General features: G+C 42.2%; 34 protein-coding genes. 25 read left to right on the forward strand and 9 right to left on the reverse strand.

The features are described 5' to 3' along the window. Positions 1–203: 203 nt before the first annotated feature. Entirely contained in the window at positions 204–362 is a 159-nt protein-coding gene (locus V7K84_RS27645; protein ID WP_334842854.1) for a hypothetical protein, read from the reverse strand. A gap of 134 nt (positions 363–496) precedes the next feature. Between V7K84_RS27645 and V7K84_RS27650 the strand changes: the two genes are divergently transcribed. Further along, a complete protein-coding gene (locus tag V7K84_RS27650) occupies positions 497–838 on the forward strand; it encodes a hypothetical protein (RefSeq protein ID WP_334842856.1) in 342 nt (113 codons plus the stop codon). Between the two features lie 179 nt (positions 839–1,017). Here the strand turns inward: V7K84_RS27650 and V7K84_RS27655 are convergent, their stop codons facing one another. From V7K84_RS27655 to V7K84_RS27670, 4 genes are all read right to left on the reverse strand, one after another. Next, on the reverse strand, positions 1,018–1,221 hold the full coding sequence (locus tag V7K84_RS27655; protein ID WP_334842858.1) for a hypothetical protein: 204 nt from the start codon (positions 1,219–1,221) through the stop codon (positions 1,018–1,020). A gap of 3 nt (positions 1,222–1,224) precedes the next feature. Next, positions 1,225–1,644: a DUF4102 domain-containing protein gene (locus tag V7K84_RS27660; protein ID WP_334842860.1), complete on the reverse strand. Its 420-nt coding sequence runs from the start codon at positions 1,642–1,644 to the stop codon at positions 1,225–1,227. Positions 1,645–1,692: 48 nt separating this feature from the next. Further along, positions 1,693–2,415: a hypothetical protein gene (locus V7K84_RS27665; RefSeq protein ID WP_334842862.1), complete on the reverse strand. Its 723-nt coding sequence runs from the start codon at positions 2,413–2,415 to the stop codon at positions 1,693–1,695. 168 nt (positions 2,416–2,583) lie between these two features. Continuing rightward, positions 2,584–2,853, reverse strand: coding sequence for a helix-turn-helix transcriptional regulator (locus V7K84_RS27670; protein WP_334842864.1), 270 nt, complete (start codon positions 2,851–2,853; stop codon positions 2,584–2,586). 119 nt (positions 2,854–2,972) lie between these two features. On the opposite strand from V7K84_RS27670, the gene V7K84_RS27675 reads away from it, so the two are divergent. The 13 genes from V7K84_RS27675 to V7K84_RS27735 all read left to right on the forward strand — a co-directional run bounded on the left by V7K84_RS27675 (position 2,973) and on the right by V7K84_RS27735 (position 8,696). Then, on the forward strand, positions 2,973–3,119 hold the full coding sequence (locus tag V7K84_RS27675; protein ID WP_334842865.1) for a hypothetical protein: 147 nt from the start codon (positions 2,973–2,975) through the stop codon (positions 3,117–3,119). 207 nt (positions 3,120–3,326) lie between these two features. After that, a complete protein-coding gene (locus tag V7K84_RS27680; RefSeq protein WP_334842866.1) occupies positions 3,327–3,656 on the forward strand; it encodes a hypothetical protein in 330 nt (109 codons plus the stop codon). Positions 3,657–3,723: 67 nt separating this feature from the next. Then, positions 3,724–3,936, forward strand: a complete 213-nt coding sequence (locus V7K84_RS27685) for a hypothetical protein (RefSeq protein ID WP_334842867.1) — start codon at positions 3,724–3,726, stop codon at positions 3,934–3,936. Further along, positions 3,933–4,151, forward strand: coding sequence for a hypothetical protein (locus V7K84_RS27690; protein WP_334842869.1), 219 nt, complete (start codon positions 3,933–3,935; stop codon positions 4,149–4,151). The genes V7K84_RS27685 and V7K84_RS27690 overlap by 4 nt, the downstream gene beginning before the upstream one ends. Beyond that, complete coding sequence (locus V7K84_RS27695) at positions 4,135–4,311, forward strand: hypothetical protein (protein WP_334842870.1); 177 nt, start codon at positions 4,135–4,137, stop codon at positions 4,309–4,311. Before V7K84_RS27690 ends, V7K84_RS27695 begins: the two co-directional genes overlap by 17 nt. Next, positions 4,308–4,463, forward strand: coding sequence for a hypothetical protein (locus tag V7K84_RS27700; protein ID WP_334842871.1), 156 nt, complete (start codon positions 4,308–4,310; stop codon positions 4,461–4,463). Before V7K84_RS27695 ends, V7K84_RS27700 begins: the two co-directional genes overlap by 4 nt. Further along, entirely contained in the window at positions 4,460–4,582 is a 123-nt protein-coding gene (locus tag V7K84_RS27705; protein WP_334842872.1) for a hypothetical protein, read from the forward strand. The genes V7K84_RS27700 and V7K84_RS27705 overlap by 4 nt, the downstream gene beginning before the upstream one ends. After that, on the forward strand, positions 4,572–5,783 hold the full coding sequence (locus tag V7K84_RS27710; protein WP_334842874.1) for a hypothetical protein: 1,212 nt from the start codon (positions 4,572–4,574) through the stop codon (positions 5,781–5,783). Before V7K84_RS27705 ends, V7K84_RS27710 begins: the two co-directional genes overlap by 11 nt. 81 nt (positions 5,784–5,864) lie before the next feature. Continuing rightward, positions 5,865–6,149 (forward strand): hypothetical protein, encoded by a 285-nt coding sequence (locus tag V7K84_RS27715; protein ID WP_334842875.1) that lies wholly within the window; start codon positions 5,865–5,867, stop codon positions 6,147–6,149. Beyond that, positions 6,149–6,451, forward strand: a complete 303-nt coding sequence (locus V7K84_RS27720) for a hypothetical protein (protein WP_334842876.1) — start codon at positions 6,149–6,151, stop codon at positions 6,449–6,451. The genes V7K84_RS27715 and V7K84_RS27720 overlap by 1 nt, the downstream gene beginning before the upstream one ends. Positions 6,452–6,979: 528 nt before the next feature. Next, positions 6,980–8,167, forward strand: a complete 1,188-nt coding sequence (locus V7K84_RS27725; RefSeq protein WP_334842878.1) for an IS110 family transposase — start codon at positions 6,980–6,982, stop codon at positions 8,165–8,167. Between the two features lie 9 nt (positions 8,168–8,176). Continuing rightward, positions 8,177–8,362 carry a hypothetical protein gene (locus V7K84_RS27730; protein ID WP_334842880.1) on the forward strand — a complete coding sequence of 62 codons (186 nt, stop codon included), beginning with the start codon at positions 8,177–8,179 and terminating at the stop codon, positions 8,360–8,362. 4 nt (positions 8,363–8,366) lie between these two features. After that, a complete protein-coding gene (locus V7K84_RS27735) occupies positions 8,367–8,696 on the forward strand; it encodes a hypothetical protein (RefSeq protein WP_334842881.1) in 330 nt (109 codons plus the stop codon). A 104-nt stretch (positions 8,697–8,800) separates the two neighbouring features. Here the strand turns inward: V7K84_RS27735 and V7K84_RS27740 are convergent, their stop codons facing one another. Beyond that, positions 8,801–9,418 (reverse strand): class I SAM-dependent methyltransferase, encoded by a 618-nt coding sequence (locus tag V7K84_RS27740; RefSeq protein WP_334842882.1) that lies wholly within the window; start codon positions 9,416–9,418, stop codon positions 8,801–8,803. A gap of 688 nt (positions 9,419–10,106) precedes the next feature. Between V7K84_RS27740 and V7K84_RS27745 the strand changes: the two genes are divergently transcribed. The 9 genes from V7K84_RS27745 (at position 10,107) to V7K84_RS27785 (ending at position 17,103) form a co-directional block, all read left to right on the forward strand. Then, positions 10,107–10,394, forward strand: a complete 288-nt coding sequence (locus tag V7K84_RS27745; protein ID WP_334842883.1) for a Mo-dependent nitrogenase C-terminal domain-containing protein — start codon at positions 10,107–10,109, stop codon at positions 10,392–10,394. A 169-nt stretch (positions 10,395–10,563) separates the two neighbouring features. Beyond that, positions 10,564–11,235, forward strand: coding sequence for a response regulator transcription factor (locus V7K84_RS27750; RefSeq protein ID WP_334842884.1), 672 nt, complete (start codon positions 10,564–10,566; stop codon positions 11,233–11,235). Positions 11,236–11,452: 217 nt separating this feature from the next. Then, on the forward strand, positions 11,453–12,421 hold the full coding sequence (gene arsM, locus V7K84_RS27755; RefSeq protein WP_334842886.1) for an arsenosugar biosynthesis arsenite methyltransferase ArsM: 969 nt from the start codon (positions 11,453–11,455) through the stop codon (positions 12,419–12,421). Positions 12,422–12,560: 139 nt separating this feature from the next. Beyond that, positions 12,561–13,526: an inorganic phosphate transporter gene (locus V7K84_RS27760; protein WP_334842887.1), complete on the forward strand. Its 966-nt coding sequence runs from the start codon at positions 12,561–12,563 to the stop codon at positions 13,524–13,526. Between the two features lie 43 nt (positions 13,527–13,569). Further along, the gene (gene arsS / locus V7K84_RS27765) at positions 13,570–14,577 is read left to right on the forward strand and encodes an arsenosugar biosynthesis radical SAM (seleno)protein ArsS (protein ID WP_334842889.1); all 1,008 of its coding nucleotides are present in this window, start codon (positions 13,570–13,572) and stop codon (positions 14,575–14,577) included. 77 nt (positions 14,578–14,654) lie between these two features. Further along, positions 14,655–14,819 (forward strand): hypothetical protein, encoded by a 165-nt coding sequence (locus V7K84_RS27770; protein WP_334842891.1) that lies wholly within the window; start codon positions 14,655–14,657, stop codon positions 14,817–14,819. Between the two features lie 131 nt (positions 14,820–14,950). After that, entirely contained in the window at positions 14,951–15,721 is a 771-nt protein-coding gene (locus tag V7K84_RS27775) for an SDR family NAD(P)-dependent oxidoreductase (protein ID WP_334842892.1), read from the forward strand. Positions 15,722–15,771: 50 nt separating this feature from the next. Then, complete coding sequence (locus V7K84_RS27780) at positions 15,772–16,101, forward strand: hypothetical protein (protein ID WP_334842893.1); 330 nt, start codon at positions 15,772–15,774, stop codon at positions 16,099–16,101. 177 nt (positions 16,102–16,278) lie between these two features. Beyond that, positions 16,279–17,103, forward strand: a complete 825-nt coding sequence (locus V7K84_RS27785) for a hypothetical protein (RefSeq protein WP_334842895.1) — start codon at positions 16,279–16,281, stop codon at positions 17,101–17,103. Positions 17,104–17,220: 117 nt separating this feature from the next. On the opposite strand, the gene V7K84_RS27790 is transcribed toward V7K84_RS27785, so the two are convergent. Further along, positions 17,221–18,141: an alpha/beta hydrolase gene (locus V7K84_RS27790; protein WP_334842896.1), complete on the reverse strand. Its 921-nt coding sequence runs from the start codon at positions 18,139–18,141 to the stop codon at positions 17,221–17,223. A 305-nt stretch (positions 18,142–18,446) separates the two neighbouring features. Between V7K84_RS27790 and V7K84_RS27795 the strand changes: the two genes are divergently transcribed. Beyond that, positions 18,447–19,337 (forward strand): lysophospholipid acyltransferase family protein, encoded by an 891-nt coding sequence (locus V7K84_RS27795; protein ID WP_334843037.1) that lies wholly within the window; start codon positions 18,447–18,449, stop codon positions 19,335–19,337. 4 nt (positions 19,338–19,341) lie between these two features. Here V7K84_RS27795 and V7K84_RS27800 read toward each other — a convergent pair whose 3' ends face one another. After that, positions 19,342–19,638, reverse strand: a complete 297-nt coding sequence (locus V7K84_RS27800; protein ID WP_322713521.1) for a hypothetical protein — start codon at positions 19,636–19,638, stop codon at positions 19,342–19,344. 165 nt (positions 19,639–19,803) lie between these two features. Beyond that, entirely contained in the window at positions 19,804–21,444 is a 1,641-nt protein-coding gene (locus V7K84_RS27805) for a hypothetical protein (protein ID WP_334842899.1), read from the reverse strand. Positions 21,445–21,531: 87 nt separating this feature from the next. Between V7K84_RS27805 and V7K84_RS27810 the strand changes: the two genes are divergently transcribed. Further along, on the forward strand, positions 21,532–24,804 hold the full coding sequence (locus V7K84_RS27810) for an alpha-mannosidase (RefSeq protein WP_334842902.1): 3,273 nt from the start codon (positions 21,532–21,534) through the stop codon (positions 24,802–24,804). Positions 24,805–25,064 lie beyond the last annotated feature (260 nt).

Genomic DNA, 25,064 nt, shown 5'->3' on the forward strand with positions numbered 1-25,064 from the left:
AAATCATTCGCACTTTCACCGGACACCGCGACAACAAAGGACTTGACCCTTATTTTGAAATTGAAATGGACGAGCGCCGCGGCGCGATCGCAACTTTATGATCAGCAAGCTCCTATTCCTGCAAATCGAAATCTTCCTTGAGGCATTTGAGGCTGGGAAATATCACCATCCACTGTTTCTAGCTATGACTCTGGAGTGTTTAGCTAACCAGGCATGGGATGAAGTTGACCGACTCTACCCAAATTTGTGACAAAGTTTGTCGGGGCAGATAGGCTGGACTCGGTTAAATAACACCTAACCTCATTGGATAAAGCGATCGCACTTTCATCTCTGACCAAGCGCGATCGCTTTTCATTAGTCATTAGTCATTAGTCATTAGTCATTAGTCATTAGTCATTAGTCATTAGTCATTAGTCATTAGTTATTAGTTATTAGTTATTGGGTGCAGGGGAGCGGGGAGTGGTAATATTGCCGTGTTACACGGCAGTTGAGACTTATGGGACGAAATCGCACAACCTGGGAATCACGCAGCACTTGGAACGGCGGGAAAACCACATTAATCCGCGTGCCCATTGTGCTTAAGAGCGACATTTTAGCTTACGCTAGAGCCGTAGACTCTAAACTGATAAGCGATAAGTCTCGAATCATCCCCATGCTGAAAGGGGATTTTTTACAGGAATTCACCCTTGGGTTGATTGAGCGGTACATCGAATTCAAACGCCACAATTACCACCCTAACCAGAATTCTAGGAAGCTGGATACTAGCACCCGTGCATGGGATGAGCTACGGAAGTTTCAGAAGTTGGTGCAGGAGTCTCCCGAGCTGTTGCGGGACTAAAGCTCTTGCGGCATTTTTAACAAAACCACCTTTGGATTACTGTTTTGTCAACCAGCTTGTAGCTACCGTTTTTAAAAATTAGTACTTGCTGGTCACATATTGGGCATGGTGGACGATTCATTTTTCCAGCCTCGGATTAACTGTTTAATCTCAACTGGAAGCTTACCATCTGCTTTTCGTTAAAAATTTAAAATCGCAATTATTGGTTCTGGCTCATAGTCGTCCGGTGAGGTGCGATCGAGGTAGCACAGTCCGTCTTCTTCGTCGTAGTCTAAGGTTGGTTCTAGGGTTCGGTAAGGGCGGTAAGGGCAAGTTCTGCACCTCGGCTGATCGTTTTTTGGTGGATCACAGACATTGCCTTTCTTGTGTTTACATTTGGCCATTGTCTATCTGCCTCTCCATGATTTAATCAAACTCTCAATTTCCACCGGAGCTAATCCATCTGCGATCGCAATTTCCACATCTGCCTTTTTACGCTTGGCGATCGCACTATCCACACTACCCAGGTAAAGGCGGTTTTTCTTCCTGCCTACCATCCAGCAATAGCGGTAATACCAATATTTATTACCAGACCGCTCGACCCAGTACTTCTCTATCCAGTGGGTATCGTGTTGGGGCGCAAGTTTTTTGGTATCAGTTGCAACTTGCGCCCCAACAGTTTTATACGGATTGTCTGACTCTGAGATTTGCGCCCCAACACTATGACTGTCTTGGGGGGTGAGTTCATCCCAAGCCGGATCGTAAACAGGAGTCGGGAGTGAAGACTTAGTAAAAGCTTCTAAATCAAACAGCGTAGGTTGTTTCATAATCAAACTGGTTATTATGTCCGCTGCTTCCAAATGGAGGCAGTTTTTTTATTCGTCATCAAAGAAAGTTTCTAAATCAAATGCACAAACTGGATCGCCTGGTTTTGTCGCATGTGAAAGCTTCTTACATATTGCCCAGTGATTGCGGGTTGTCTCCCACCAACAACCACGTAAACAATCCCTAATAAAGCCTTCGGGGTTCTCTACCTTGTCGAAACCTCCGCGAATTTCAAATAAGATTAAAGCGATTTTTACTTGCCATGTTGGGCGTTCTAATACTTCGGTTACATTGTCGTCAAAATGTATACCAGACTCCGAGAGTATCTCTTGATTAATAGAAGAATTGGAATGCTGCTGCTGTATATTACCCGTCACAGCAGATTGCTCATTTGAAGGGTCTGAAGTGTAACTTAAATTATGGTTTTGTAAGTTTTTTTCTCGCTTCTTTCTCGGTGGCTTCAACCATTCGAGGGGTCGCACAAGTAACTTAAATATCTTCCAAGAGTACTGTTTAATGACTTGGATAACTCTGTGTTCTACAAGAGTATCGAATATCTGTTTGAGGTAATTGTGTGAGTATCCTTTACCTCTTGCTTTGGCTACTGTGGCGTTGAATTCTGATAAATCTGGCTCGACTTCTTCAGCTATTACACCCTGCCTCATTAGCCATTGCCAAAGTGATTTAGCAGCCGGGCAAATATGGTGTTGATAACAAAATGCTTCGTGTTCTTCCGTCCAAGGAAGTGCATTTTTTAATGAATTTTCTGGCATAATACTATTAGTTTGATATCAGAAAGCCACCACCGACCTTGTAAATCTGGGTGGCTTTTTGGTTTTTTTAAACAATCGGCGATCGCACCGCACTTTCATCAGGAACGTGATCGTAATTCAAAAGCACCAGGCAGTTGGATAAGCACAGGGCTTTTGAAATTTCAGGGATTAGACTTCGGTGTTTTCTATCCGATCTGGTGGGCCAAACTCATCGGGCAAGTCTTCGATCTTGTCTATGCTCAGTTCCTTGCAAAGCTTTTTAAACTGCATAACTGTCAACCTGGCTTCTGTCCTTCCCGATATCCAGCGCTGGTAGGTTGCCCTTGGGATACCACAGCGCATAGCTAATTCGTCTTGATTTAAATGCGTGCGTTCAAGTCTTAGAGTCTCCAAGGGGGAATCACTCTCCTGCTTCCTTTGTTTGCTTCTGTGCTTCATTCTATTTGGCTATAGCTCATTATGAGGCACTCACTTGACACATGCAAGTAGATGCCTCAATATGAGACTTAGGTGGACAACAAGGAACTAGCCACGCTCTAGTGGTTGGCATCTGGATTATGGCTAGATCCTTTTTAATCGTCTCATTGTGGGATGTCACCATGTCTGACGCTCCCCCACGCCTCACCGTTCGCGTGGCAAACATGGAGCAAGCACCCGCCCATTGCCTTAGTGCCCCGGCGCGGAAACACCCTAAAACTGACTAAAAACCCAAGATTAACGGAGGTAAACCCCAAACAAAAACGCTCAAACCCAGTGATAACAAGCCTTTTACAAAAATGACTGCGGCGCGATCGCAGTAGTTAAACACCTGTCAACACAGCTTTAAGTGCCACTTAAGACCTATTTAAGTGCAACTTAAGCGTGACTATGCAGGGATTTAAGACCCACCATCACCCTAGTATGCAAGGACTATGGAAACACTAGAAGCCGCTAGTAATGGCACTAAAGCAGCACCAAAGACCGACGATAAACCAAAAAAAGATAAACAAAAGCGACACTTGCCATCTTTACCAAGTGCCGCCTCTGCCGCAGACATGAACCCAGTAACTTTTTCTGGGTTATCAGACAAAACTGCTGTGGAATGGAGTTCTTTAAGAAATTACGAGATGTTTAGCCTCAGTGCTGATGGCTCCTTTCCCATGATGAAAGTCAGCCGCTCCAAAGCGGTGAGACTTGCCGACCGTCAAGTGATGATGGTCGGCTCTGGACGCTGCTATCGCGTCTCACTGTCTAACCACTGAACTGATACCAAACAAGCTCTAGTCACGACCTAGAACTTATTCCCATCTTGCTTAACCAAAACTTACCATGAACAACCAACCACTAACACCCAAAGAACAAAAAGTAGTTGACGAATTTGAAAAAGCCCGCCCTGGTCTGGGTGCGATCGCAGAAAAAAACATCCGCAATAACGACAAAACCGGCTGGGCTGAAATCATTGCCGATACTCCAGAATCCGAGTTAGTAGCCCGTGAGGGTTCATCATCTAATTCCTTCATGTACCGGAGGATCGGCGGATGAAAACACTCTCTGAATTAATAACTGAAGCCTCATTACTATTGACCCAAATCAGCGACCATCCAGACTACCGAGACCTGGTAGATGAGGGATACAGTGCAGACCTAAATATTGCCGATGCTTGTACAGCGGTGGTGTACCTTTCTTGGGTAGTCGATCCGTTGGCAACAGTTCGTGAAATTCCTGAAGTAGAGGTGAGCCATGAATCAAGAGCGTAGTCCGTGGTTAGATGCTGCGATCGCAATTAACGAAGCACTCAAGTTAGAGCCGCCAGAGGTACAAGAATCTATTCGCCGCATGGATCGCAAAACCTACCTCGAAACTTGGAAGGCAATTCGAGAAAGGGAGCAGGGGACAGAATCGGAGGATAACAAGTGAGCAGTAACTACAATTCCTGGGAAGACCTGGTAACAAAAATAACACAAGAAGTCAAACAAGAATCGCCAGAAGTACAGAAAGCTTTTCAACGCATCTTTGACAAATGCTCGTTGGAAGTTTTGCAGAAATTAGCAGCCGAGGCTAAGGAATGAACCAAGTTTTTATTCTCATTCTCACCACTTCAGCGCTGATAATCGGCATCATTGCACTGTGCAAACAGCAAAGCCAGCAACCTTTTTACTTGAAAATAGAGGTGCAGTATGGGAAATGATCTAATAGATATCAAAGTTGCGGCCCCTCCCAGAAGTGCCAATGCCCACACCTGGGTAGAGATGCACTTGCCCAATGCCAAAACGTTAATGCGTTATTGTGCCTGGGGTCTGGGTCGTGTAGTCTTTTCCCTTGGGCTTTTCAGCCTTTACGGTGTCACAGCTGCATTGAAGTTGGGTATTACCATCTGTCAAGCAACAGAAAACGCCGTCAAAAAACTGCTGAAAGTCTACGATGCCTTGCCCTACGCCGGGGTTCCCATGTCCCAAGTCATTGAAGCGTCAGCTGTTCCGGTCGATGAACCACTAGAAATCATCACCGATATCATCGCCGCGATTGAGGGCAAGCAAGTCATGGTAATTGGTGAGATGGGCACTGGTAAATCAACGCTAGCCCAATATCTCGCCTATACCGTGGGCGGTCGCGTTCGCGTTTACGAGTGCGAGGGCACACCTACCGACTGGCAAGGGCTTGAGGTGATTGGTAAAGGCGAAAATTGGGCCGCCATTGAACGCGGCATGGCTGAGGATCTGGAGGATTTAACTAACCAGTTGCAAACCAGAACCGAACGCGGTGATGGTGCTTTGGATGGTACAGAACGAGTCATGATCGCTGAAGAGTACCCCGAACTAGTTTCCAAGGTGTCCAGTTCGGGTGAATGGCTGGAACGCCACGCTAGAAGGGGACGCAAAGGACGACGGTTCACAGTTTTACTCTCGCAGTATGACCGTGTAGCCGCCTGGGGACTGGAGGGTAAGAGCGATTTAGCCGATGCTTTCTTCCGTATTCGCTTGGGTAAAAAGGCTCTAGCCCACGCCAAATCCTTGAAAAATGAGCAGCTTATTAACTGGTTAAAAGCTGACCAGAGTCACTGCTTGCTCGACGATCAGCCCTTAAAACTCCCGCCATACAGGGAGATGAAGTCTGTTATAGGTCGCAGTGGTTCAACCATAGTACAACCCTACTATGACAATGCGATTAACCCCAAAAAACTGCCTGAAAATGCCCTCAAACCCGCTCCAGAAGCGGATTTAGAGGAAAATTGTTCGGATAACGACCGCGTACTTTGGCGGTTAATTCAACGCCTGGGAGGTGAAAAAAGTGATAGTGCGATCGTGACCGAGGTCTTGGGCTTCACTGGCAGACGCTATGGGGAGGGAGCAGCGCTGTTGGAGCGGTTAAGGAAGCAGTTCGGGGGCTAATTCAAAAGCGATCGCGCTTTGTGGAAGGAGTGCGATCGCTAATGAAAATTCATCAACAAGCGTAAAAAATATCACACAATCATGAGCAAAAGCATAGATTTCATTACTTATCACGATTTAGATAGAGAACAAAAGCATGGTTTCTCTTCTAAAGATATTCCACCCAACGAACGAACTTTAATAGTTAAAGAGCAAGTTATTCCTGGTGCATTTGGCTATCCAGATATGTATATACGGCACATGAGACTGAGATATAAAAATCAGGACTACCCCATAATTTGTATGACTGATTATGAACTTGATGAAGTTAAAAGATTAGAAATTCTTGCGGGTGCTGTGAAGTTCTTAGGAGAGTCAGGAGTTTAATGGTTGGATTTGATGGTGATACTGAAGGGCTGAAAATTATCCTGGAACGAATTGCAAGTAATGATGATTTAGGAAAGTTAACCCATAAAGAGGTAAAAGTTTATGCAAGGTGTATGCTGGCAATTTTTGAAGCTCTGAATATAGCTACAAAGTTAAGATCAGAAATTAAACTTTTACTCTTTATGCTTTCTGCGACTGGCATTAATCATTACCATCGCTCTTTTATAGCTTCGAGGATATTGATTTTACTCGAACGCAACGCCGAATTCAAAAGTCAAGAAATTTCAAACGAGCATTTTTAAAATGACTAAAACTTCAAATTGATGAACATGAAACTAAATAAACATTCCATTCGACAAAGGCGGGAGTTCATAAAAGACATAATTCTTGATGCCAAGCCCAACTCAGGGACGACACTTGTTTATCACTATGAATACGAGGTAATTCTCCTGAATAAAGCTTTTACTAATAGTTTAAAGAAAAAAGCTGCGGCAAAAAACTTCACATTAGAATTCGCTGTGTACGCCGCCCGATGAGCCGGTTGACTCGCCGGCGAAACGCGATCGTGTCGATCGCGTCGCGGACTGGAGTCCAACCCAGACGTACAGCACATACACACAGCAGCTTAGGGCTTTTTTATGGAATCAAGCTGTAATGGCTTTCCGATATTCATAAGCTCGGCTGCTGTGAGTGCGCTGTTTTATCTCCCTATGTCGCCGCAGTTCGCGCTGCGGCATTGCCTTGAGAGTGAACTAGGCTCAAAGTGGCCTTCGGGTGATTCGCAGGCATGGCATCAGGGAACAAGACGAAACCACCCAGGGGAGAACTGAATGATTAGAATTTTGGGGCTTGATGTTAGCAAGTCCTCAGTTTCGGCTTGTCTGCTTACAAATAAGCCCGAAGATCCACGTCAATTTTATTATGAATGTTCGTTTTTTAAGTTGAGCGCTGATGCAAAGGGAATTCAAAATTTACTCGCGCTCAACGCGGACATTGCACTACTAGAACCAACTGGCAACAATTACAGCAAGCTTTGGGGCACTCACTTAGCCCGTGCTGGGGTAGAAGTTCGGTTGGTGGGACACAAGGAATTGCGAAATTATCGAGCAAATCACTTGGCACTCCCAGATAAAGATGATGATGCCGATGCCCTAGCGCTGGCTTGCTACTACTTCGACTACGAAAAAGACCCGCGGCGATTTGTGCAAATTCGCGATCGCACTATTGTCAGAATCCGCGAACTGGTGCTGAGACTCGCTCACTTAAATCGCGTTCAATCTCCGATCGTGAATCGCATTCGTCAGGATTTGGCGTGGCAGTTTCCAGAAGTTGCACTAGTAAAGTCCCGGCGGGGTGAATCTGGTGAACCCCCTTTATTGTGGGGTTGGCTTGCAGGAATTCGGAAAAGTACCCGCTACGACCGCCTTTACTCTCAATCCGTCGGATTGGGTATCACCGACACTGTTCGAGAACACGCAAAACGGATCTGTGACCTCCAGCGTGAGGAACACGTCATCGAGGCAGAATTACAAAACCTGCTTGCTGACTCTCGCTTTGAGAATTACCGTACAGTTTTTAAAAAGTTTGGCTTTGGCGATCGCCTAACTGCGATCGTTCTCTCCCAGATTTACCCGATTGAGGGATTTTTGGATGCAGATGGTAAACCAGAGGTGAGGATACGCCAGGGGCGAAACTCTAAAAAGCCTACCAAACGCCACCTTTCACTGAGAAGATTTCAAAAAGCCTTGGGCGCTGCTCCTTCGCTTGAAGCATCGGGCGATAGCCGTAAAGCCAAAGTAGTTGGCGGATCTGATTTATGTCGCAAGTCTCTCTGGCAGTGGGTATTCACTCGCATTGAGCCAAAGCGATCGCGCCTCAAAAATGATATTGGTAAAATCTTGGGTGAACAGTTAGACGCTGAAAAATTGGCAGGTCGTCCGGTGAAGCTAGTAAGAAATCGGATTGCAGCCAAAGGAGCAAGGTTACTGTTTAGAGAATTAGTTAAAAGCTTGAAGTGACAAAACTTAATGGAAGTTATTTTAATTCGTAGTGATGGTGAGCGCAAAACAATTAAAATCCCAGAACTACCAGACTACCCAGAAGTATTAATCAGTGCTGGCAGAGCTTTTAAAAAGCATCCCCGAACTGACGAATATAACGAGGTGTTTGTCTGGGTAATTCCTTTGGCTGAAAGCTGGGATTTTTTGAAGTGACAAAATGGAGATTATGCCTAATCAGTACTATTACAAATTAGAAGGACAAACCCCAGTTCCTGTTGAGTCCTTCATGGAGTGGTCTTTGTGGATAATGTCAGCTAGCACCACGGTTATGATCAATGAACTTAAAGACTCTATTGTTTCAACTAGGTTTGTGGGCATAGACTTAAACCCTGGCAGCAGCAACTCGCTTTTTCAACCGATGATATTTGAAACTTTGGTCATGGGTGGGGCAATGAATGGAAAAAGGAACTTTTACCCCACCTGGGATGAAGCAATACAGGGGCATCTGAAAATATGCACTCAAGTTTTTAAGCTTTCAAATGACTAGAGTGAATATCGAGGTGAGACTAATTCGTAATTTGTAATTTATGATATCCACAACAAGGCTTGATACAAAATGTTTCCAGCCCTTTACTCTCCCCATTTCCTATTTCAACTTGGAGGTTTAGCAAAAATCGTTAGTAAGACAGGCCCTAGTAAATAATGATGATTTAAACACAATAGCCCAGCAGAGGAGCCAAGAAGTTGACGTTGATTAGGGCTGTAGAGTCTAATTCCACGGGGAGAGACTGGCAATAATTGAGGTTCTGTCTCTTTTTGAGAAGTAATGTCAACCAAATAAAAGCGTCCACCAGGAGAAAGTACCCGTGCTATCTCACTAACTACCTGTTTAGGTTCCAAATAGTGCAAGAAGCTGATAGTACTGAAAACGGCATCAAATTGACCATCAGCAAAGGGAAGAGACTCAGCTTTGCCCTCAATATAAATTAAGCGTGGACGGTGGCAGTTGTTCTGTCTTGCTACCCGCAACATGTTAGCAGATAAATCCAATCCGGTAGCTCGCAAATCGGGAAACTGAGTAGCAAGGCGCTCAAGTAAGCGTCCAGTACCACAACCTATATCAAGTACATTTGCTGGCTCTGGTAAATCGACGTACTCCAGTAACCGTTGGTGAACAGCTCGATAAAACACTGAAGGAAAGAACCAATCGTAACTTGATGCCCATAGATCAAAAAGTAGCTTTTTGTTATTGAAAAAGTTATCAGTCATTAGTTTTCGCCGCTTTACGATATTTTCGCTTGCATAAATTATGTTAATGTGCTAAATAAAATCAGTAATTGCACTTAAAAATCTTTACTTATGTTAGCTTGATATTAAATTTATCAATAAATACGCAGACTAAATATAGCAATCCGATAGCGAAGCGGTAGCGAGTCAGACGCTCCTGCGTCGCTAACGCTGCGCTATCGAGCGTCTTTGATTTCTGAATCACTCATAGAGGTAAGGGACTCTTGACTGGGGACTGGGAAGAAGGAATAAAGGTGTACTGAGTTTTGTTCAAAAATCAAATATGAGTCCTATAGAAACATAAAGTACTGGCAGTAACCTGAAAAATTTTGCATCGTTAAGGGATTGAGCCGAAATGTTTGTCAAATAGTGCCAATTTGCTGAAAAGCTTGTCCTGTCTACATTTTTACCTTGAAAATCGAGCTTTCCTACTAGAGAAACGTTAGGGGGTTGGATTGTGGACGGGTTTTTCAATATGAACTGAAAAGTCAGAACAAATTATCGGTAACTGTAGTATTTAAATGTGTAGTTAACAGTACTCCTTCTATCTCTGTAGAGAACCAAATAAAAAGTAATAAGTGCATAAAACTACAAAACCGAACTGTATTTATTTATAGAGGTTCAAATACAAAAAACTTAATCTAGTTGGAAATTATCAAGGTGAAAAATTATGACAAGCTTTATGCAAGTTCACTTACACAAAGATCTACTACACCCAGTCCGCGAGTGGTTGGAAACAATAGAAATTCATAACTCCAAATTGGCTCATTTCCTATGCAAAGCTATTCCTGCTCAGTGTCCCTTTGAGCGAGACATCACGCTGTTTGGTCGAAAGCTATTTCATATTCCACCTATGTGTAAATTAAATCCTCTATACGAGGAAGTGGTTGGTTTGCGTTTTAGAGCGCTCTGTTATCTTGCCGATGAATGTGGTGAAGATATCACAGCTTATTGCTGATAGCCAGTTGGATTGTTCTTCGATCGAGCAGCGATCGGTAATTGCAGATTTACGGTTGTTACTTACTCAGGTTTATACTAAGCTAACGTACACCTAATTAGATGTTTGGCTATTAAGTAGCTGGCACTATTGTTGCTTCCCGTATCCTGCTGAAATTATTAAGATCATCATGACGCACATCTTACTGATTGAAGATGAGGTCAAACTGGCACGATTTATCGAATTGGAATTGAATTATGAAGGCTATCAAGTCAGTATTGCCTACGATGGATTAACTGCACTCACCGCAGCCAGGGAGTTGCATCTGGATTTAGTAATTTTAGACTGGATGTTGCCTGAGTTGTCGGGGTGGGAAATTTGCAGCCGCCTGCGGAGTATCGCTGAGAAAGTGCCGATAATCTTATTAACCGTCAAAGATGAAGTGAGCGATCGCATTGCAGGTTTAGACGCTGGTGCTGATGATTACCTCGTTAAACCCTTCAGCGTTGATGAATTATTAGCCAGAGTCGGCGCTCGCCTACGAAGAAGCAACCAAGCATACGCAGATGTTTTAGAATTTGAAGACCTGAGTTTAAATCGTCGCACGCGGGAAGTGTATCGAGATCGGCGGTTAATTGAGTTAACTGCTAAGGAATTTGATTTACTAGAATATTTGCTGGCCCATCCGCGACAGATAATTAGCTGCGATCGCATTTTAGAGGAAGTCTGGGGTTATGACTTCATGGGCGATACCAATATTATTGAACCCTACATTAACTACCTGCGCCTGAAACTTGAGGCCAATAACGAAAAAAGCCTCATTCAAACTGTGATCGGTGTTGGCTACACATTGCATGATTAAATTGGGTATTGGGGATTGGGGATTGGGGGGAGACAAGCAAAAGACTTTCCAATAATTCTTCCTTATTGCCTCAGTGCCTATTGCCCAAAAGCAAATTTTTCTAAAATATCAAATTTTGGCGTTTTTGGCAATCTCTACAAAAACTCATCCAACTCAGAGTTAATTATATTAGGATGCACAAAGCTGTAATCATCCAAAATCCAAAACTCAAAGTGGCATGACCTATCTAGAAACAGCAGCGCAGTTCTACCGCGAAGTTGCCCAAACCCCGCAAGTTGGACTTTGTTGTGTACAAAGTACGCCCCTGCAACTACCAGGATTGAAAATTCCTTTGCCAATGCAGGAAATGAATTATGGTTGTGGCACCACTGTTCACCCCACCGAACTAGGAAAGCAACCTACTGTGCTGTACGTCGGCGTTGGTGGCGGCTTAGAAGCGTTGCAATTCGCTTATTTTTCACGTTATGCAAGTGCTGTAATTGCCGTTGAACCGGTTGGCGCTATGCGGGAAGCAGCTGCACGTAATTTGGAAATTGCTGCTCAAGAAAACCCCTGGTTTAACACCAGCTTTGTCGAAATTCGCGAAGGTGATGCTTTTAACTTACCTGTTGCTGATGCTAGCGTTGATATCGTGGCACAGAATTGCCTTTTCAATATCTTTGAACCAGAAGATTTAACTCGTGCTTTAAAAGAAGCATATCGGGTGTTAAAACCAGGTGGACGCTTGCAGATGAGCGATCCAATTGCGACTCGTCCCATTCCAGCACATCTTCAAGAAGATGAGCGACTGAGAGCCATGTGTTTATCAGGCGCACTCACATATCAAGAGTATACTGAAAGGATTATAAATGCTGGTTTTGGTCAAGTTGAAATTCGTGCCCGTCGTCCTTATCGCCTACTAGATTCCCAGACTTATAATTTAGAGGAAAACCTACTTTTAGAAAGTCTGGATTCTGTGTCATTTAAAGTTGTAATTCCAGAGGATGGTGCTTGCATTTTCACTGGAAAAACGGCAATTTATGCTGGTTCTGAACCCTTCTTTGACGATTTGGCAGGTCATATACTTCAGCTAGGTATTCCAGCTGCGGTGTGTGATAAAACTGCTGCTAAACTTGCTGCTAGTAAGCCAGCAGAAATAATTGTTACCGATTCAACCTGGCACTATAGCGGTGGTGGCTGCTGTTAATTTCTTAACAAAGAATTCAGGACTCAGAATTCAGAATAATTCTGTACAACTGGGTAATAAATGCACAATTTGAAGATTTCACTAATTACATTTTTAATTCTGGATTCTGGATTCTGACTTCTTCTTTATAAACTCCAAAATGTTGTTAATTAGTCTATTTTTAGCTACGCTTTTTTTAGCATATTCAAATGGAGCAAATGATAATTTTAAAGGTGTAGCGACGCTGTTTGGTAGTCGAACTAGCAGTTATCAAACAGCAATTCTATGGGCAACTTTCACAACTTTTGCAGGTGCAATAACTGCGACTTTTTTAGCAGGATCATTAATTAAAAACTTCTCTGGAAAAGGACTATTACCTAATGCGATCGCTAATTCTCCAGAGTTTCATCTCGCAGTCGCGATCGCTACTGGATTGACTGTAATCATTGCTACCCTCATGGGGTTTCCCATTTCCACAACTCACAGTTTAACAGGTGCGCTGGTTGGTGCTGGATTAGTTGCGATCGGACTACAAGTTAATTTTGCAGCTTTGGGAACTTCCTTTGTTTTGCCTTTATTACTCAGTTCAATCGTTGCTATTCCCTTGGGAGCAGGAATTTACAGCTTATCTGGCTATATTAATTCAAAATTGCATCTACCAGTCAACCAAAAAATGATTGATGGTTGTCATTTTCTCAGCGCTGGAATTGTCAGTTTTGCTAGAGGATTAAATGATACTCCTAAGATTGTTTCACTCATCCTAATTATTGAATATTTCTCGATTCAGGGAGGAGCGATCGTGATAGCGATCGCAATGGCACTTGGCGGTTTACTCAACTCTCAGAAAGTTGCAATAACCATGAGTGAAAAGATTACCTCAATGAATCAGACTCAAGGCTTATCAGCAAATATAGTAACTGGAGTTCTGGTCATTGCAGCTACTCGGTTTGGGCTTCCAGTTTCTACCACTTACGTTTCAGTTGGTTCTATTTTTGGTGTAGGATTAATTAGCAAAAAATCTAAATCTAATACTCGTGTTTTTTATCAGATTCTACTATCGTGGATTTTAACTTTACCAACTGCTGCAATTATTAGTGCAATAACCTACAGATTATTGCAAGGTTAGAAAAAATAAATATATTTGTGTAATTTTTCAGGAGTAATAACTAATGCAAACTCAAACAAAAATTCTACTAGATACAGCAGTTACAGCTTTTAAGAACAAACTCAGTTCACCTTTGACAAAGAAAGGAATCACTGTTTTACAAATTAATCTAGGTAAGCGTTGTAATCTTGCTTGTACACACTGTCATGTCGAAGCCGGTCCAAAACGTACAGAAGAACTTTCTCCGGAAATTTGCGAACAATTGATTTCACTAATCCATAAATTTCCCGAAATTAAAATTGTGGATTTGACTGGTGGCGCACCCGAAATGAATTATGGATTTAAGCCACTGGTAGAAGCAGCAAAGGCAACTGGTAAACAAGTCATTGTCCGGTCTAATTTGGCGATTTATTTTGAAGATGGATTTGGTGATTTACCAGAATACTTTGCTAAACACCAAGTAAGAGTTGTAGCTTCCTTACCCTGTTACCTAGCAGATAATGTTGATAAAATGCGCGGTACTGGTGTTTTTGATAGTTCAGTCAAAGCTTTGCAGTGGCTTAACCAACTCGGCTATGGTAAAGACCAAAATTTAATCTTGGACTTGGTTTTTAATCCCCAGTTACCCACCGATGAAAACTTTTCTTTAGCTCCCGAACAGAGCAACCTAGAACGAGATTACAAAATGTTCTTACAAGAACATTTTAATATTGTATTTAACAACCTCTTCACCTTTACCAACTTACCAGTTGGTAGAACCAAAATGCATTTAGAACGGAGAAAACTGTACGCTAGCTATTTGCAGTTTTTAGAGTCGCATTTTAATCCCAGCACAGTTGAACATTTAATGTGTCGCGATGAACTTTCAATTGACTATTTGGGCAATGTATATGATTGTGACTTTAACCAAATGATGAATTTGCCTGCAAAAACTCGTAATGGTGAAACTTTGACAGTTGGTAAATTGTTAGAAGCTGGCAATTTAGACCCGATCGGTGAGGTACAAACTGCTGCTTATTGCTATGGTTGCACTGCTGGGTGTGGTTCTAGTTGTGGTGGCGCTTTGCTCTAAGAGCTAGAGCATTTACTTTTGTGGCCCGATATCTCTGAGGAAGAGTCAGCATTTGTACATTGCTTCGTAGTTCGATAATGCTGACTTGGGCTGTTGAACGCGCACAAACACTTAGTAAACGTTATCTACGTCTAGATTGCGATGATTTGCGTCCGCGCCTGAGAGCAGTATATGAAGGCTTTGGTTTCCGCGATCGCAGCCAGAGACAAATTGGTGCTTATTTTGTCTCTGGCTATGAATAAGCTGTTCCACATTTAACTTGCATATATTGGGCGGGCGAGACGCCCACCCCACAATAAATGTACAATTTCAGATTATGCAAACTAAATGTGGTTTAGCTTATCAATTACCTCCACAAGTTATCTAAATTGATATGTCTTTTATCGATGAAATTAATCCTGTCAATGCTTTGATTGTGGGAGCCAGCCAAGGTATTGGTTTGGGTTTTGTGAAAAATTTGCTACAAGATCGCAGAATAGTTAAAATTTATGCAACTTCTCGTCAACCCAAATCGGCCTTAGAGTTAATAGCTCTTGCAGACGAATATCCTGAGCGATTAATTTGTTTGGAGATGGATATTACTGACGAGTTACAGATTATTGAAGCTGTTCAAAAAATACATACTCAAGTTGACAAACTGCATTTGGTAGTCAACTGTGTAGGACTATTACATGAAGATACTTTGCAACCTGAAAAAAGCTTAAGACAGATCAATTCAGAAAATTTGCTACGCTACTTTCAGATAAATAGTATTGGTGCTGTCTTACTGGCTAAACATTTATTGCCTCTATTTCGTCATAAAGAACGCAGCGTGTTCGCCACTATTTCTGCTAAATTGGGCAGTATTAGCGATAATCAACTTGGTGGATGGTATGGCTATCGGGCTTCTAAAGCAGCACTCAATATGTTGATGCGAACTGCGGCAATTGAGTATAAAAGAAGTTGTCCGAAAGCATTAATAGTAACATTGCATCCTGGTACAACTGATACCCGCCTTTCTCGTCCTTTCCAGGGAAATGTACCTGCGGAAAAATTATTTTCAGTGGAACGTACTGTTACCCAATTATTGGCTGTCATCGAACAGCTTCAAGAAGGCGATAGTGGACACTTTTTCTCGTGGGATGGGAGCAGATTGCCTTGGTAACTGCGTTACGCTGGTGCTAATGAAACCTACGTTATTTGTAACCTCAGCCTATGAAGTTTTTTGTGCCAGCAGCCAAGGATGATATCAAAGCAGAGCAGGTTTATACTGCTCTTGCTCAGTCTCTTAAAGCACCAATAACCGAAAAGCGTATTTGGAAGTTACAGTGGCGCGATCGCGAAATTGATATGGAATGCGAGGTAGGGAAACCTTTACCATCCTCTTACCAAACAGGGAAAGAGCTAGTTCTGGCAATCTTTGAGTGTGAAAACCTTTATAAGATTTGTACTCTTACCCGTGGAGGAGTAAAAGGAGAACCTATTTTGGTTGAAAAAAACTCTCAATCCTCAGCAATATATTTTTCGGATAATACAAACAATTGACTCTACATTTGAAGGTGCGATCGCCTTTTTCTTAAAATTAAGGCTCCTATTTGATTTTTGAACAACTAAACTGCTTAGAAGCTTGTTATACAAAAACTTGCTTATCAGTAGAATTAGCAATATTCAAGTAGGATTCGTATAGGATAAAAGCATTAAACTAATTACCCTAAAAAATACATGAATGAAGATTTAAAAAAGAAGATAATTAAAGACTTAGAAAAATCTGGTTTTGGAGCAGAAATGCTTGTTATAAAGACATTTCATTCACTTGGATGGCAAGCAGAAGCAGTCCAAGGCTATTTTGACAAAGATGAAAATAAAAGTAGAGAAATTGATATTTATGCTTACTATTCAGCACATTTAGAAGTTAACAATAAGTTCTGTGTTTCAAATTTCTTCCATATATGTGCTGAAGTTAAAAAATCAGAACAGCCTTGGGTTGTTTTTCGTACTTATCCGGATCGGTATTTTCAATCTTGTGCTTGGAATAATCTAATTGATTGTATTAATCTTCCTACTGATGGATTCAACCTTGTTGAATATATTACAAAGCATTCTTTATTAGCTATTAAGGGCTGGGAAGGCTCAGGAATACACCAGGCCTTTAAAGATCCTAATACTCCTTCTCGCTGGTATCCAGCATTTATAACGGCATGTAAAGCTTGTGAAGACTATTATGAACGCAATAAATTGGATGGCAATAAAACGACTTCTAATATCTTAGAAGAACCAACTGAGTGGAATTTTTTTCAACCTCTTGTTATTTTAGATGGCATACTAGTTACGGCTGAACTAACTGATTCTGGAGAGATACATATTGAAGAAGTAGACTCCGCTCCTTTCCGATTTGAATACAAGACAAAAAACTATATAAGAGGAAATTACAGAGTTGATTTGGTTACAATATCAGGTCTTAAAAACTATATTAAAACCATTATGCATCGTCAAAATAATATAAACATTGGTATCAGAAATTATGCTCCCTATGCATTTAAAAAATAATCACGATGCAAGAAGATGCAAGAATTTTATCATCAAGAAATCGAGAGGCGATGTCTACGACGGGCTACGCTTACGCATTAGTTTATGATACAGTAATTAAGCCTCATGTACTGAAACCTAAGAACTAGGAAACTCTAACTCACCACTTCCCCTTCTTAACTGCGCTGTTTCAGGTGGTAGATGTCGCTCTAACCAATCTTCCAAATCAGCCATTACCTCTCGATAATTGAGGTCACGCTGAATTTCGTGATAAGCTTCTGGATACTCAATTCTCAGCTTATCTGTATACTTTACCCGTTGATAAAAGTTGTCGCTTCCCACAGGTAAAGCAACTCGGTCTGCACCACCGTGGAGAATCAATAATGGTAATTGCCAATCACCTGCGTGAGCATTAATCCAATCAACTGTTGCAAAGAATTCTGTAGCTAGACGGGCAGCAGCACGAGTATGTCGCATTGTATCCTGAGCGATCGCAGCTACAACCTGCGGATCTCGTGAAGCAGTACTGGTGTCAATGCCTGTATTCAGGGTGAAACGGGGCCACACCCGTGAGAGCATTTTTCCTAAAAGTACCCGAATCGGTGAAACCCCAACTTTCCCCAAGGTTGGCGCAAGAGCGATCGCACCCTGCAATAATGATGCTTGTTGGGGATAACGCAAAATGTAATCTAAGACAATCACCGCGCCTAAACTGTGACCCAAGAGAAAAACTGGACATCCAGGATTCTGAGTCTGAATTAACTGTAAAAAAGCTCCCAAGTCTTCACGAAACTCACTCCAAGCGTTGATATAGCCTTGCTGACCCGGTGAGCGTCCATGACCGCGCAAATCTAAGGCGTAGATAGCGTATTGCTTGGGTATCAAATGCTCAATTACATTACTGTAGCGATCGCTATGCGCTCCGAGTCCATGCACAATGGCTAATATTGCGCGGATTTTACCCTCTGGATGCCAGCTTTGGTAATACAGTTCAAGTCCTCCAACACCTGGAAATCTGCCTTCTTTACGAGAAGCTAGGCGATCGCTATGGTCAATCATCTGGTTAATTTTTTACGTATTTTCCCAACAAGCTACTAAAAAGTCAACATCTAATAGAGTAATTAGAGTTAATTGAGTTACCCTCATATAGTTAAAATATCCTGAAAATGATTCCACAACTTCTAACCGTGGGTTGGTTAATAATATGACCTCAAGAATTACGATTATTTTATGAATTCAAAGAGGGTGTTATCAAAAGTTATTCTAGGGAATCTGTTCGGCAAGACCTAGCTGATGGGGTAACTTCCAATTCAAAATCTAGCCATCAGCAGGAAGATAATACACAATTAGAAACTTTGCCACCCTTGAGTGCTGCCGCAATCAAGCGAGTAAAAGAGGGTGTAGCTGCGGCTAGCGATCGCGCTGTTCGCCAGATTATCGAAAAAACTCTCAATCGTCTCGAAGCCATTAGTCAAGGGCATTTTGAACCTAGAGCAAACTCAGGGCTGCGTCGCTTTGTAATGCGATCGCTCATCCATTCCTTTTTCAAAGTAAGGGTCGAACATCTCGAAAGGATACCTCAGAAACCTGCAATTCTAGCAGTTAACCATCTCCACCACATCGATCCTTTACTCCTCCTAGCTGAACTTCCCACCCAACCTTACTATTACATCCTGGGCGATGCTCGTACCCTCTATAACAAGTGGTGGAAGCGCTTCATCCTGGATTTTGCAGGAGGCGTGATTCCTTTGGAACGGGTGTGGAAAGAAGAAATTGCTGTCATAGAAGCGGCTAAAGCAAGAAGACAAGATTTAGTTGAGCTAGCCGCAGCAATTAAACAGACAGTAGCCACAGGGGAAGACATTCATACACTGCGACAAATAGACCGGATTATTCTGGCAATTTTGACTCGTGGGGATGGGATGATTCTCTTTCCTGAAGGAAGACTAGGAACTGCTGAAGCTCAATTGCATCTTCCCTTGAAGCGCGGGACTGTAATTTATGCCTTGCGGGCTGGTGTACCGATTATTCCAGTTGCGCTGATTGGAACTCACGATCTCTATTTGGGAAAAGAGCTAATAATTCGGCTAGGCGAACCGTTACACTTTCCCCAAAAAAGTAGACCAAAGCGCCAGGAAGTAGACATTGCTTTGGAAAAATTGCAAAATGCAATGCTGGCTTTGTTGCCAACCGATTACCCTGAACCAACCGGATTAAAGCTGTTACGTTATTTACTCAATCATATATTGTGGTAAGAAATTATTTTTCTAAAAAGTTTGTAACTTTGAAATTTGATGTTCCCTCCCAACAGTGGTTCAAAAATGCACTTACCTGGGCATCTGCTGAATCAGCCGATTCCCTAGATGCATTAAATTGCACTGCTGTCACAATATATTCAAAGATAATTACAAACTGCTTTTGGGGTGAAATTCTTTCGACTACAATTGTTTCACCTATCTTCGGGATTTGAGGCAGATTTACCACAAATGTCTCAATTTTCGGTTTATCTAATGGATTTTTGAAATTGAAGTATTTACAGTAAACAATAATTTTCACTTAGACAGCCACCAATAATAATTCAAAATTCAAAATTCAAAATTCAAAATTTAAGAGTATATGTAGAGTATGTTACGTTTTACTAACGCACCCTACGTTTATTCTAAAAATCTGAATTGGAAAATTGTGAATATTATAGTAAATTTTGAAAAAATATCTCTTAACTTATTTCCTTTGCCACAGCTGCCGCAACGACTGAAAAATCTTGACAAATCTCTCTTCTAGCCAGACCATAACATAATCAAGCCATTCCAAAAGTTGCTCTAAGGGGTGCTTTTCATAGCCAGTTAAAGTTGCTTTCGTTTCTATCCAGTCTGGCTGCGCCTCAACTTGACTGCTTTGGTGAAACTGCTGTTGCAAAATTTCTCCTTTACGACTCTCGCTTTTAGTTTGGGAAATACGGGTTTGAGTTTGTTTTACAAAGGCGACTTTTCCAGATGCTTTTTGACTTGAGACGAGATTACTACTTGGTTGTTTTCTTTGTACTAAACCAGATCCGAATTTAGGTTGTTTTACACTTAAATTCTTTTGTGGAAAATGCCTTATTGATAAACTTGGGGCTAAAGCAGGATTTTCCCCCCCAGAATGTGTAACTGGCTTTTCAGCAACGGTTTCGGTGTCACCAAATAAATCATTCCACGTTAGCCAAGGATCGTTTGTGAAATCCTGGTTCTCTCCCAGAGGGCTTTTGGATAAGGCTTTTCTAAAGCGTGACGAGAAGAGTTTACCTGGCAATCTCTCATTACTAATTGTTGTCTCAAGTGTTTTTCTATTACCAACACCAAAAAAGTAATTCAGCGCCGCCTCAATCAAAGCCTGAAAATTCTGTGAATGAGTTTCTAAACCATCAGCGTTAGGGGCAATTTCTCCTTTAGCAGCTAATTGCTCTTTGCCATAAAGAAATATGTTTAACTGAGTTTGGGCAACTTGGACAATTTCTTGGCTGCGTTCTTGCACTGGGACTAAAGCATTCGATTCCAACTTAGCAACGGCTATATCTAGAAATGCTAATAATCTATCTGTATTGAGTAAATCTTTTGGTATACCCTCAGCTAAAACTGGAATTTTAGCTGGATTTACGTCAGTGAGTTTTGCTAATAATCGGTCAATTTGTGGTAATAGCTGCGTTTCTTTTTTAGCTGTAATCAAACGCCAGGACTGCCAGTAATTAGCAACTTCGTTAATAATTCGGTCTTCTAATTTTGCCTGTTGTTCCGATGTTAAGATATCTAGAATTTCATTGTCGGCAGTAACAAGTACTAAATTTCGACTCATCAAATTTGTGGCAATTCCTCGCACTATTGGCAGACGCTGTTGAAGGGCATTGTCTAATTGTGAAGGGTTGAGACTGACAGCTTGATTAGCCGTAATATTTGATGATTGAGTAAGGTTAGAGTTATTTTCAACCAATTTCAGCCGAAAAACTCCCAATAAAGCCAAGGGATTAAAATGTGCAGATGCTTTCGTAGCAGTGGAGGCGGGTTCATCTGATGACAGGTAATTGACTGCCTCTAGTACATTTTGAATGGGACTATCAGCATTGGGTAGAGTTTCAGGCTGGAAATCGGTATCATTTGGTTGTAACTTTAATCTAGTTTGTGGTTCTTTAGTATGTAGCGTTTTCCCAGATGATTCAGATGACTGAAACAGTAGATACACTGGGTAAAGTAGTACCTCGACACCCCACTTAGTGGCGACTTGCAAATGCCGAAAGGTGTGTTCCCACTGTTGTGTCACCCGCCGAGATTGCTGGTGGACAAAGTTAAATAGTCTGCTTTGATAACGACCAGAGGAACCAGAAGACATAGTAGTAATTTTTTAGTTCAAGTCTTGTTAAGTTGTGAGACTCGCGCCAAACAATAAAAACGACCAACACCCCATCTTAGCGAATATATGACCCCGACTGTCTCTCAATCCCAGACCAAATTTATCTCACAAGCGATTGAGCAACTGCGCTCTTTTTGTCAAGTTAATCTTCAGTCTACGTGGCTGTATCAGGAATCTGACCTAGTTATTACTGATGTTGTAGCTGCTGATTTGTCTCATTGGCAACCTGTCCAGTTGAATGCTAAAGAACATATTGCTTGGACGGGTGGGAAAAAAGTGCTATGGCTAGTGCAAAGATTGGTGGTTCCCCAAGATTTACACGGTTATTCCTTAGCTGGGTTATCTTTGCGGCTGGCGCTGGTTTGGTGGGCGGATTCTGCTGAGATTTATGTAAATGGCGAGTTAGTGCTGGAGGGTGATTTATTTGATTGTTCGCCGAGAGTGCTTCTCAGTCAGGGGGTGACGCCAGGGGAAGAATTCACTGTGGCTTTGCGGTTAGTGAGTCCGGGACATTGTGATGGTGCTTTAGTGCGATCGCTCCTAGTTTATGAGTCTTATGTTGATAATAATCCCGATCCGGGTTTTGTGGCTGATGAGTTAGCTGTGGTGCAACTTTATTTGGAAAAATTTGCGCCGGAGAGGTTGGATGTTTTGGCGGCGATGGTGGGGGAGGTTACGAACCGCCAAGGCGCGAAGGACGCGAAGGAAGAAAAGGGAGAGTTAGTAAAGTCGTTTTTGTCTCTACGCCAAAATTTAATTCAATCCGACATCTTAGCCCCCTTTTTGAAGGGGGGTTGGGGGGATCAAAAATCTAAAATTTTCTTGTTGGGTCATGCTCACTTAGATTTAGCATGGTTATGGCCTGTGAGTGAAACTTGGAATGCGGCGCAAAATACTTTTGAGTCGGTTCTGAAGTTGCAAGCAGATTTTCCTGAGTTAATTTTCTGTCATTCAAGTCCCGCACTTTATGCTTGGATTGAAGAACATCGCCCGGATTTGTTTAGGGCAATTCAAGCACAGGTAGCCGCGGGACGTTGGGAAGTTGTCGGCGGAATGTGGGTGGAACCAGAACTCAACCTAATTGCTGGTGAATCAATAGTCCGTCAGTTATTGTATGGTCAGCGCTATATCCAGGAGAAATTTGGCAAGTTTTCAACTGTAGAATGGGTTCCAGATTCTTTTGGTTTCTGTGCAACTTTACCGCAGTTTTTCGCTAATGCCGGAATTGAGTATTTTGTGACGCAGAAGTTGCGGTGGAATGATACTACTAAATTTGATTATGGGGCTTTTTGGTGGCGATCGCCTGATGGCAGTGAAGTCTTTAGTTTGATGTCTGCACTCATCGGTGAAGCTATAGACCCAGTTAAAATGGCAACTTATGCTCTTGAGTGGCAAACTCAAACTGGTTTATCAGAATCCCTCTGGCTTCCCGGTGTCGGCGACCACGGCGGCGGCCCCACCCGTGATATGTTAGAAACCGCCCAACGCTGGCAAAAGTCTCCTTTCTTCCCAGACTTAGAATTTACGACGGCTGAAAAGTATTTACAGCAAATCAGTAAAGGAGGCAGGAGGCAGGAGACGGGAGGTAGTAGTGATGATTCTCTGTCATTCCCTACTTGGAATGATGAACTATACTTAGAATTTCATCGCGGTTGTTACACTACCCACGGAGATCAAAAACGTTGGAATCGTCGTTGTGAAAATTTATTATATCAAGCTGAACTATTTGCTACTTTGGCAACCGTAAGCTGTGGTTTGACATATCCGAAAGCAGAAATCGAAGCAGCTTGGAAGCAGGTGTTATTTCAACAGTTTCACGATATTTTACCTGGCTCTTCAATTACCCAAGTTTACACAGATGCGTTGCCCCAATGGCAGCAAGTGGAAGAAGTGGGAACGAAAATATTACAGGAATCACTTTTAGCGATCGCATCTCACATTACCCTATCAGAACCACCAAAACCCGATAGTCTGCCTATTTTTGTTTTCAATTCTCTCAATTGGCAACGTTCTGAGGTAATCTCTGTAGCCTTACCCACACCACCAACAACTACCCAGGAATGGCAGATTTACGATGTTTCTGGAAACCAGCTTGTCTCCCAATTATCTGAACCATCAACTATACTATTTCTCGCCACCGAAATTCCACCTGTCGGCTACCGCATATTTTGGCTTTCCCCTTCACTCTCCACTACAGACGAGATTAATCGCGTCTCTCCCTCATCTCCCGCACTCTTCCCAGACTGGATTTTAGAAAATGAATTCTTGCGAGTTCTTATAGATCCTGACACCGGAGATTTATCAAGTGTTTTTGACAAAACTTATCAGCGAGAAGTTTTGAGTGGGGCGGGGAATCAACTGCAAGCTTTTAAAGACAGTGGGCAATATTGGGATGCTTGGAATATAGACCCCAATTATGCTCAACATCCTTTACCTTCAACAAATCTTCAATCTATTCAATGGTTAGAACAAGGCCCGGTGCAAAGTCGTGTGCGCGTGGTGCGTCAGTTGGGTGAATCGGAATTTTGCCAAGACTATATTCTGCAAGCTGGTTCATCTCTGCTGAACATTGCTACAACTGTCAATTGGCAAGAAAATCATGTATTAGTGAAAGCTGCTTTTCCTCTAAATATTGAAGCCGACTTTGCTACTTATGAAATTCCCTGTGGCGCGATTCGCCGCCCAACTAAACCGCAAACCCCCGCAGAACAAGCAAAATGGGAAGTTCCTGCTTTGCGTTGGGCTGATTTAACAGCAGAAGACACACACACAGATACCGCAATCCCAAATCGTTATGGTGTAAGTTTGCTCAATGATTGTAAATACGGTTATGACAGCAAACCAAATCAACTCCGCCTAACACTGCTACGCAGTTCTAATTGGCCAGACTCAAAAGCTGACCGAGGTTTTCACGAGTTCAAATATACTTTGTATCCTCATACTGATAGCTGGGAATCAGCCCATACAGTACGGCGTGGCTATGAATTGAATATACCGTTGCAAGTGATATTCAATTGGTCGCTGGCTCAACCCTCTGCTACTGGCACTATTGAAGGAGTAAGTTTCCTAGATTTATCAGCTGAAAATTTAATTTTGATGGCCTTGAAGCCATCTGAAGACGATCCACAGCAGTTAATTCTGCGATGTTATGAATCTCACGGAAAAACAGCCGAGTTATCTTTGCAAAGTGATTTAGGGTTAAATCTCGAAAATACAGTAGATTTATTAGAGCGCTCTGACAGTACTGAATTTTCATCTCAGCAACAAATCTTGATGATACAACCTTGGAAAATCGCCAATTTCAAGGTGATACCAGCGATTAATCCCAGGCTGGAGTGAGCCACTATAGTTAATGGTTAGTGATTAATAGAACAACTACTAACCATTAGACATCTGGTGAAATTAAATATGTGCTATTCAAAACCCTTGTAGAGATTTAACAGCACTGCATCTCTACATTCTTTTTCACCAGATATCCTATTAACAATTGGCCTATTTGTATCACCATTCCTCAATAGACATCTTTAAAAACTAATTATCTGCCTTATCCGAAATCCTTAGTAGGCAAAATTCATGTAGCTGGAGGCTTCCCATAGCAC

This window comes from Nostoc sp. (assembly GCF_036917315.1).
GTDB lineage: Bacteria > Cyanobacteriota > Cyanobacteriia > Cyanobacteriales > Nostocaceae > Nostoc.

What these genes read in the sequence shown, in the direction of transcription:
- V7K84_RS27645 (WP_334842854.1), bottom strand. Translation starts at nt 362, where the DNA reads ATGACTAATGAAAAGCGATCGCGCTTGGTCAGAGATGAAAGTGCGATC.
- V7K84_RS27650 (WP_334842856.1), top strand. Translation starts at nt 497, where the DNA reads ATGGGACGAAATCGCACAACCTGGGAATCACGCAGCACTTGGAACGGC.
- V7K84_RS27655 (WP_334842858.1), bottom strand. Translation starts at nt 1,221, where the DNA reads ATGGCCAAATGTAAACACAAGAAAGGCAATGTCTGTGATCCACCAAAA.
- V7K84_RS27660 (WP_334842860.1), bottom strand. Translation starts at nt 1,644, where the DNA reads ATGAAACAACCTACGCTGTTTGATTTAGAAGCTTTTACTAAGTCTTCA.
- V7K84_RS27665 (WP_334842862.1), bottom strand. Translation starts at nt 2,415, where the DNA reads ATGCCAGAAAATTCATTAAAAAATGCACTTCCTTGGACGGAAGAACAC.
- V7K84_RS27670 (WP_334842864.1), bottom strand. Translation starts at nt 2,853, where the DNA reads ATGAAGCACAGAAGCAAACAAAGGAAGCAGGAGAGTGATTCCCCCTTG.
- V7K84_RS27675 (WP_334842865.1), top strand. Translation starts at nt 2,973, where the DNA reads ATGGCTAGATCCTTTTTAATCGTCTCATTGTGGGATGTCACCATGTCT.
- V7K84_RS27680 (WP_334842866.1), top strand. Translation starts at nt 3,327, where the DNA reads ATGGAAACACTAGAAGCCGCTAGTAATGGCACTAAAGCAGCACCAAAG.
- V7K84_RS27685 (WP_334842867.1), top strand. Translation starts at nt 3,724, where the DNA reads ATGAACAACCAACCACTAACACCCAAAGAACAAAAAGTAGTTGACGAA.
- V7K84_RS27690 (WP_334842869.1), top strand. Translation starts at nt 3,933, where the DNA reads ATGAAAACACTCTCTGAATTAATAACTGAAGCCTCATTACTATTGACC.
- V7K84_RS27695 (WP_334842870.1), top strand. Translation starts at nt 4,135, where the DNA reads ATGAATCAAGAGCGTAGTCCGTGGTTAGATGCTGCGATCGCAATTAAC.
- V7K84_RS27705 (WP_334842872.1), top strand. Translation starts at nt 4,460, where the DNA reads ATGAACCAAGTTTTTATTCTCATTCTCACCACTTCAGCGCTGATAATC.
- V7K84_RS27710 (WP_334842874.1), top strand. Translation starts at nt 4,572, where the DNA reads ATGGGAAATGATCTAATAGATATCAAAGTTGCGGCCCCTCCCAGAAGT.
- V7K84_RS27715 (WP_334842875.1), top strand. Translation starts at nt 5,865, where the DNA reads ATGAGCAAAAGCATAGATTTCATTACTTATCACGATTTAGATAGAGAA.
- V7K84_RS27720 (WP_334842876.1), top strand. Translation starts at nt 6,149, where the DNA reads ATGGTTGGATTTGATGGTGATACTGAAGGGCTGAAAATTATCCTGGAA.
- V7K84_RS27725 (WP_334842878.1), top strand. Translation starts at nt 6,980, where the DNA reads ATGATTAGAATTTTGGGGCTTGATGTTAGCAAGTCCTCAGTTTCGGCT.
- V7K84_RS27730 (WP_334842880.1), top strand. Translation starts at nt 8,177, where the DNA reads ATGGAAGTTATTTTAATTCGTAGTGATGGTGAGCGCAAAACAATTAAA.
- V7K84_RS27735 (WP_334842881.1), top strand. Translation starts at nt 8,367, where the DNA reads ATGGAGATTATGCCTAATCAGTACTATTACAAATTAGAAGGACAAACC.
- V7K84_RS27740 (WP_334842882.1), bottom strand. Translation starts at nt 9,418, where the DNA reads ATGACTGATAACTTTTTCAATAACAAAAAGCTACTTTTTGATCTATGG.
- V7K84_RS27745 (WP_334842883.1), top strand. Translation starts at nt 10,107, where the DNA reads ATGACAAGCTTTATGCAAGTTCACTTACACAAAGATCTACTACACCCA.
- V7K84_RS27750 (WP_334842884.1), top strand. Translation starts at nt 10,564, where the DNA reads ATGACGCACATCTTACTGATTGAAGATGAGGTCAAACTGGCACGATTT.
- arsM (WP_334842886.1), top strand. Translation starts at nt 11,453, where the DNA reads ATGACCTATCTAGAAACAGCAGCGCAGTTCTACCGCGAAGTTGCCCAA.
- V7K84_RS27760 (WP_334842887.1), top strand. Translation starts at nt 12,561, where the DNA reads ATGTTGTTAATTAGTCTATTTTTAGCTACGCTTTTTTTAGCATATTCA.
- arsS (WP_334842889.1), top strand. Translation starts at nt 13,570, where the DNA reads ATGCAAACTCAAACAAAAATTCTACTAGATACAGCAGTTACAGCTTTT.
- V7K84_RS27770 (WP_334842891.1), top strand. Translation starts at nt 14,655, where the DNA reads ATGCTGACTTGGGCTGTTGAACGCGCACAAACACTTAGTAAACGTTAT.
- V7K84_RS27775 (WP_334842892.1), top strand. Translation starts at nt 14,951, where the DNA reads ATGTCTTTTATCGATGAAATTAATCCTGTCAATGCTTTGATTGTGGGA.
- V7K84_RS27780 (WP_334842893.1), top strand. Translation starts at nt 15,772, where the DNA reads ATGAAGTTTTTTGTGCCAGCAGCCAAGGATGATATCAAAGCAGAGCAG.
- V7K84_RS27785 (WP_334842895.1), top strand. Translation starts at nt 16,279, where the DNA reads ATGAATGAAGATTTAAAAAAGAAGATAATTAAAGACTTAGAAAAATCT.
- V7K84_RS27790 (WP_334842896.1), bottom strand. Translation starts at nt 18,141, where the DNA reads ATGATTGACCATAGCGATCGCCTAGCTTCTCGTAAAGAAGGCAGATTT.
- V7K84_RS27805 (WP_334842899.1), bottom strand. Translation starts at nt 21,444, where the DNA reads ATGTCTTCTGGTTCCTCTGGTCGTTATCAAAGCAGACTATTTAACTTT.
- V7K84_RS27810 (WP_334842902.1), top strand. Translation starts at nt 21,532, where the DNA reads ATGACCCCGACTGTCTCTCAATCCCAGACCAAATTTATCTCACAAGCG.